Annotated in this window: 1 protein-coding gene; it reads right to left on the bottom strand. The window is 63.8% G+C overall.

Translation table 11 applies throughout. From position 1 onward, the window contains the following. Positions 1 to 265, bottom strand: a 265-nt coding sequence (locus C2I19_RS22040; protein WP_158253720.1) for a hypothetical protein, incomplete at both ends; no start/stop codon positions are given.

The following is a 265-nucleotide window of genomic DNA, read 5'->3' as shown; positions in this document are numbered from 1 at the left end:
TATCGGTGCGCAATACCTTGGCCGCGCCGCCGGTCAGCTTTTCGCTGATCTCGCTGACTTTCTTCAGCTTCTCCGTCGCGTCTATGGCCTTGTCCAGCCAGCCGTCGGATTCGCTTTCCTGCCGCTTCAGCTCGGCGACGGCTTCGCCGGGACGGCTCTTGCCGCCGGCCTTGGCGGACGATTTTTTCTTGGCTTTGGCGTTGTCGCGCTTGCCGGAGGATTTGCCTTCCGCCTTGGCGTCAGCCTTCTTGTCCCCGGCCGCCGC

It is taken from the genome of Chromobacterium alticapitis (assembly GCF_002924365.1).
GTDB classification, from domain to species: Bacteria; Pseudomonadota; Gammaproteobacteria; order Burkholderiales; family Chromobacteriaceae; genus Chromobacterium; species Chromobacterium alticapitis.
The sequence above is the reverse complement of the archived record's forward strand: the minus strand, read 5'-3'. Positions and strand labels throughout refer to the sequence as shown.